Annotated in this window: 7 protein-coding genes and 3 tRNA genes; 7 read left to right on the top strand and 3 right to left on the bottom strand. The window is 32.2% G+C overall.

Annotated features, from left to right (window positions below; all coding sequences use genetic code 11):
- Positions 1-67: 67 nt before the first annotated feature.
- The 3 genes from IJ258_RS08120 to IJ258_RS08110 all read right to left on the bottom strand — a co-directional run bounded on the left by IJ258_RS08120 (position 68) and on the right by IJ258_RS08110 (position 324).
- Positions 68-142: transfer RNA gene (locus tag IJ258_RS08120), tRNA-Glu, on the bottom strand.
- 30 nt (positions 143-172) lie between these two features.
- A tRNA-Ile gene (locus IJ258_RS08115) sits at positions 173-246 on the bottom strand.
- 5 nt (positions 247-251) lie between these two features.
- Positions 252-324, bottom strand: a tRNA-Asn gene (locus tag IJ258_RS08110).
- Positions 325-515: 191 nt separating this feature from the next.
- On the opposite strand from IJ258_RS08110, the gene IJ258_RS08105 reads away from it, so the two are divergent.
- From IJ258_RS08105 to IJ258_RS08075, 7 genes are all read left to right on the top strand, one after another.
- Entirely contained in the window at positions 516-1,499 is a 984-nt protein-coding gene (locus tag IJ258_RS08105) for a radical SAM protein (protein WP_292805586.1), read from the top strand.
- A gap of 139 nt (positions 1,500-1,638) precedes the next feature.
- Positions 1,639-2,991, top strand: a complete 1,353-nt coding sequence (gatB, locus tag IJ258_RS08100; RefSeq protein WP_292805584.1) for an Asp-tRNA(Asn)/Glu-tRNA(Gln) amidotransferase subunit GatB — start codon at positions 1,639-1,641, stop codon at positions 2,989-2,991.
- Positions 2,992-3,002: 11 nt separating this feature from the next.
- A complete protein-coding gene (locus IJ258_RS08095; protein WP_292805581.1) occupies positions 3,003-3,809 on the top strand; it encodes a CBS domain-containing protein in 807 nt (268 codons plus the stop codon).
- On the top strand, positions 3,809-4,099 hold the full coding sequence (gene hisE, locus IJ258_RS08090) for a phosphoribosyl-ATP diphosphatase (protein ID WP_292805578.1): 291 nt from the start codon (positions 3,809-3,811) through the stop codon (positions 4,097-4,099). The genes IJ258_RS08095 and hisE overlap by 1 nt, the downstream gene beginning before the upstream one ends.
- A 62-nt stretch (positions 4,100-4,161) precedes the next feature.
- Positions 4,162-4,929 (top strand): ABC transporter permease, encoded by a 768-nt coding sequence (locus tag IJ258_RS08085; protein WP_292805575.1) that lies wholly within the window; start codon positions 4,162-4,164, stop codon positions 4,927-4,929.
- A 12-nt stretch (positions 4,930-4,941) separates the two neighbouring features.
- The gene (locus tag IJ258_RS08080) at positions 4,942-5,757 is read left to right on the top strand and encodes an ABC transporter ATP-binding protein (RefSeq protein WP_292805572.1); all 816 of its coding nucleotides are present in this window, start codon (positions 4,942-4,944) and stop codon (positions 5,755-5,757) included.
- 9 nt (positions 5,758-5,766) lie between these two features.
- Positions 5,767-6,348: a hypothetical protein gene (locus IJ258_RS08075; protein ID WP_292805569.1), complete on the top strand. Its 582-nt coding sequence runs from the start codon at positions 5,767-5,769 to the stop codon at positions 6,346-6,348.

Below are 6,348 nucleotides of genomic sequence, written 5' to 3'. Positions count from 1 at the left end.
GGGCACCCCCGCTTATAAAAACAAAGGATACATAGAAACCATTAAAAATCTTAACAAATTTTTTAAATGCTCCGGCCGGGATTCGAACCCGAGTCTTCGGCTCGAAAGGCCGAAATGATTGGCCGGACTACACCACCGGAGCATACAAATACAAGTAACGTTTAAATTAACATGGGCCCAATGGGGTTCGAACCCATGACCTTCCGGTTATGAGCCGGACGCTCTACCTGGCTAAGCTATGGGCCCAAAAGCGCCATCGACAGGGCTCGAACCTGTGACCAATCGGTTAACAGCCGAACGCTCTACCTACTGAGCTACGATGGCATGAGACACCCATCCAACTTAACCAAATAAAACCCATGATACAAAATCAAAGACTTTAAACAGTAATAATAACTATGCATGACATGATATATAAATGTTTTGTTTTTTTCATATTTTCCATAGAAAAAAATCATCAACATAAATAAATTAGTCTAACTAATATATAAACTTTAAGGATAATATATATTATCATGGAATCTAACATATTTGACTTGATTAAAAAAGCTAATTCAATCACTTTAAAAAATCATGGAGATTTGATTACTCTCGAAAGAGCAGTGTTTTTATCTTGGTGGTGTGATAAAGGAGATTGTGCATTTTGTTATATGTCCACACAAAAGGAAAAAATTAAAGATCCGACAAAAGCAAGAAGAAATGTAAATAACATTCTTGCTGAAGCAGAAATGTGCAAACGTCTTGATTGGAATATTGAATTTCTATCTGGAGGTTATGAATCCTTCACAACTCAGGAAATTAAAGATATTGCAACCAATATTAAAAATATTACTGGTGACGGCGTTTGGTTAAACACTGGAATCACAGATGATTTAGCAGAATTTGGATCTGAAATCACCGGAATAACTGGTGCGGTTGAAGTGGCAAATCCGGAAATACACGAAAGAGTGTGCCCTTCTAAAAAATTAGTTGATATAAGCCATATGTTAGATACTGCAGGAGACTTAGGATTTAAAAAAGCTATAACAATTATATTAGGTCTTGGAGAAACATTAGATGATGTTGATTATCTCATAGATTACATCAAAGACCACAGAATTGACAGAGTGATTTTTTACTCATTAAATCCCCACAAGGAAACCATTTATGCAAACTCTTCACAGCCTGCCTCCTTATACTATGCTCAAGTTGTTGCACAAGTCAGATTGGCTTTCCCAGATATTGAAATAATCTGCGGAACCTGGATTGACAATTTGGCAAATATTGGAATACTGATTTTAAGTGGTGCAAATGGAATAACCAAATTCCCATTATTTAAGATGTTTGGAACAAAATATGGAAAAAGAGTTGAAGAAGAAGTTAAATGGGCAGGAAGACAATTAAAAGGAACATTTACTGATAAAGAGAAGTTAGGTCCCAAAGAAAGTGAAGTTTCACCAGATTTAGATAAATTCATTAAACGATATGTGAAAGAATCCTTAAAAAACAAATATCAATAACTGACATAGTAATTCATCTTATTTAAAACCTTATTTTATAATATTTTTTTTAACAATATTTATAAATTGAAATAAACAAATATAATGATAATATAAAAACTATCCTAATGGAGGAATTATTATTAGTGACGATGTCGATATGATGTGTGGACTTGAAATCCACGTACAACTAGAAACCGAATCAAAATTATTCTGTGATTGTCCTACAAATTATCAGGACGCACCTATTAATTCAAACATCTGCCCAGTTTGTCTTAACCAACCAGGTGCTAAACCACATCCAACCAATGAAAAAGCATTGGAAAATGCATTAATGATTGCTTTAATGCTTAACTGTGAAATTGATCAAGATGTTATTTATTTTATGAGAAAACATTACGATTATCCTGACTTGCCATCAGGTTATCAGAGAACATCTGTTCCAATTGGAATTAAAGGAGAATTGAATGGCATAAGAATCAGAGAAATCCACGCAGAAGAAGACCCTGGCCAATTCAAACCTGACAGAGGTACTGTTAACTTCAACCGTTCAGGAATCCCATTGGTGGAAATTGTTACAGAACCTGATATAAAATCACCTGAAGAAGCAAGAAACTTCCTAAAAGAATTAATTCGTGTCCTTCAATACAGTGGAGGAGCACGTGGTGAAGGTACAATGAGAGCTGACGTTAACATCTCCATTAACGGAGGAAACCGGGTAGAAATGAAAAACGTTAACTCCATCAAAGGTGCTTACAAAGCATTGAAATTTGAACTTGTAAGACAGAAAAACCTTATGAAAAGAGGTGTTGAAGTCAAACAGGAAACTCGTGCATACTTAGAGTCCCAAATGATTACTGTCGGTATGAGGATGAAAGAAGATGCAGACGATTATAGATTTATTACTGATCCAGACTTGCCACCGATGAAAATTTCTGATGAAACCATTCAAAGAATATTGGACACTATGCCAGAAGCTCCCCACAATAAAGTAAAAAGATTTGTTGAAGAATATGGCATAGATGAAGAGTCCGCTAAAGTATTAACTTCCGAATTAGATTTAGCTATTGCATATGAAGAAGTAGTTAAAGAAGTTGATTCTAAATTTGCAGCTAAATGGATGAGAGATGAACTCAAAAGAGTATTATCATATAACAAATTAGACTTTGCAGATAGTGGAATTAGTGTTAGCGATTTAGTAGAATACTTGAAAATGATTGATGCTAAAGAAATCACCGCTAAAGCAGCACACAAGATTATTGAACAAATGCCAAATAATGATAAATCTCCTAAAGCTATTGCTGAAGAAATGGGATTATTAGGTGTCGTAAAAGATGATGAAGTATTAGCTGCTGTAAAACAAGCTATTGATGAAAATCCAAAAGCTGTTGATGATTATTTAGCTGGCCAAAAAGCTTCCTTAAACTTCCTTGTTGGACAAGTCATGAGATTAACTCGTGGAAAAGCTGACCCTGCAGAAACTGTTAAACTTTTAAAAGAAAATATTGAATAAGGAGAAACAATATGGCGGCAAAAAAATCTTTTGTAAAAGACTATATGACCAAAGATGTAATTAGTGTTTCTCCAGATACCGCAACAGATAAAATTATAGATTTAATGAAAGAAAGTCACCACAACAGTTATCCAGTTGTTGAAAATGGTAAATTAGTTGGAATGGTTACTGCATTCGATATTGTTGCAAAAGAATGGGCAGATACAGTTTCAGGAATAATGAGTACCAAATTAGTTGTCGCTAATCAAGATTTATCAATTAATGATGCTTCAAGAGTAATGTTTCGAAGAGGTATATCAAGAATGCCAGTTGTAGACACTGCTGGTGCATTAGTGGGCATTATTACCAATACAGATATGGTAAGGTCACATATTGAAAGATCCACTCCAAACAAAGTTGAATACTTTAAAAAGACAATGGAACAATTATATGACATCAAAACCACTTTAAAACACATGCCTGTTGAAACCAACAAGCTAAGGCCTACACAAGACAGAGTATATGCTGATGAACTTGAAGGAAGAGCATATGAATTAGAAAAGGGATTGGCCGAACCAGCTATTGTTGTTAAAACAGGAAATCGATGGATTTTAGTTGATGGACATCACAGAGCAGTAGTTTCAATGCAAAGAGGATATGAAACTGTGGATTCCTATGTTGTAGATTTAGGTGCAGACATCAAATTAGGAATGGAAAAAACTGCAGATAAAGCAGGGATCAATAATCTTAACGATATTGAAATTATTGATGACGACAAACATCCATTAATTGCACTTACTGAAAGTATGCAAGACCAAGAAGGAAAAGGTGACCATTAATGGTTAATGAAAAAATCATTAGAGAGGTTTATGAAGTATTGGAATCTAGAAGAGACAATCCAATCGATTCATACACATCCAATATAATGCAAGACAGCGACAAAAAAGCTGAAGACAAGATACTTGAGAAAGTTGCTGAAGAAGCAGGAGAGGTATTAATTGCTTCTAAAAATGATGAAAATCTTGTTTATGAATCTGTAGATTTAATTTTTCATACATTGTTATTACTAGTCTATAAAGGCATTGAACTAGATGAAATCTTAAACGAATTTGAAAGAAGACGAAAATAAGTAAAAATATATTAATTGAATTAAACAAAAGTTTAGATAATTGAAAAAATATTGGTAATTTTATGTTTGATACATTCTCTGAAAAAAAATTTTTATTAAAACAACTCGTTAAAAGAGACTTAACTTCAAAATATAAAGATTCAGTATTAGGTATACTTTGGAGTTTTTTCAACCCACTTTTAATAATGTTAGTTTTTACAGCTATTTTTTCAATGTTATTCGGCCAAGATATTGAAAATTATCCTGTTTACTTTTTATCAGGTAGAATAATCTATGATTTTTATAATTCTGCCACAAAAGGTGCGATGAATTCTATTAGAAGAAATTCAGTATTATTAAAAAAGATTTATGTTCCAAAATACATGTTTTCTGTTAGTGCAATTTGCTATGAATTCATAAATTTTTTAATTACATTCGTAATTTTATTCGGAGTAATGTTAATCACAGGCGCCCATTTCCACCTAACATCATTATTCGCTATAATACCAATAATATTATTAATCTTATTAATATTTGGAGTCGGATTAATCTTAGCTGTGTGCAACACATACTTTTCAGATATCGGTTATTTATATAATGTATTTATGTTGTTATTGATGTATGCATCCGCATTATTCTATCCGATGGAAATAGTTCCTGCAAAAGTTCAAATCATTTTCTCTTTAAACCCAGTTTATGCAGCAATATCCTGCTTTAGGGAATGTGTTGTATATGGAGTTATTCCAAACATAGGAACATTAGCTTATCTTGCAACATTTGCAGTTTCAACTTTATTGATTGGAATACTCTTATTTGACATTTACGGAAAGAAATTAGCATTAGAATTATAATCAGGTTTTATCATGAGTTTAATAGAAAAAATTAGAAATATTTTCAGAAAAAATGAAAATAAATTGCTTTCTAATGATAGTGAGATTGCTATAAGTGTCGAGCACTTAACAATGGAGTTTAAAGTTAGTAAAGATAAAATTGATACTCTTAAAGAATATGTTATTAGAACTATTAAACAAAATAAAAAAGAAAAAGAAAAAGTAAGAGTTTTAAACGACATCACATTTAATGTTTATAAAGGAGACCGTATTGGAATTCTTGGTTTCAATGGAGCTGGAAAAAGTACACTTTTAAAAATTTTAGCCGGAATCTATGAACCTACATACGGCAATATTCGTATTAACGGTAAAGTTGCACCATTATTGGAATTGGGTGCAGGTTTTGATAAAAATTATACTGGTAAGAATAATATCTATTTGAATGGTGCTTTTTTAAGCATGGATGAAGAATTTATTAACAATAAATATGATGAAATTCTTGAATTCTCAGAACTTGGAGAATACATCAATTATCCAGTTAAGAATTATTCATCAGGTATGAGAGCCAAACTCGGTTTCTCAATAGCTACATTAGTTGAACCAGATATCCTAATTATTGATGAAATTCTATCTGTTGGAGATATTAAATTTAGAAAAAAAAGTTCTGAAAAAATAAGATCCATGATGAAAGACGGTGTTACTGTATTACTTGTTTCACATTCCATAAGTCAGATTAGAGACATTTGTGATAAATGTATATGGATTGAAAATGGACATTTGGTTATGGAAGGAGAAGCTAACGAAGTTTGCGATGCTTATGTAAAAAGTGCGGAATCTGGAAAAAAATAGGGTGGTACTATGGATAAAAGATGGATAGCAATATTAGTTATTATAGTTTTGGCGATTATTTGTGGGTATTATGTTGCCCAAAATTCACCTACTGTTGGTAATGCAATTGCAGATGTTGATAAAAGTAGCATAACATTACCTTATGGTTTTTCAGTTGGATCTTCTGAAGCAACCAGTTTAGAATTGGTTGATAAAAATACTAATGAAAAAATTTATATTGAGGATTTAGGTAAAGGAGATTCTGCAGAATCTAGTTTTAAAAGTGATTTAAAACAAGTAAAAAAAGAAAAGGAATTTATTGATGAGGTCACTCATACAACCAACAATGGAATCACTATTTACATTGCCCATTATATTGATTTAAACAATGAAGATTTAAAAAATCAATCCATTGCTTATTATTTCACAAATGGCAACACATACCATTTAAAATTAAGTGGATTTGAAAATACAGACAGCATTGACGAAAAAATTACTTTCATTGCAGAAAACACACATCCAGATTATAAAAAATCACAAGACAATGAAGAACCACAAGAACAATCTGATCTTGCAGTAAAATATAAAAGAACTGTTAAATCCCAAGATTAG

It is taken from the genome of Methanobrevibacter sp., from assembly GCF_017468685.1.
In the GTDB taxonomy this organism is placed as follows: domain Archaea; phylum Methanobacteriota; class Methanobacteria; order Methanobacteriales; family Methanobacteriaceae; genus Methanocatella.
The sequence above is the reverse complement of the archived record's forward strand: the minus strand, read 5'-3'. Positions and strand labels throughout refer to the sequence as shown.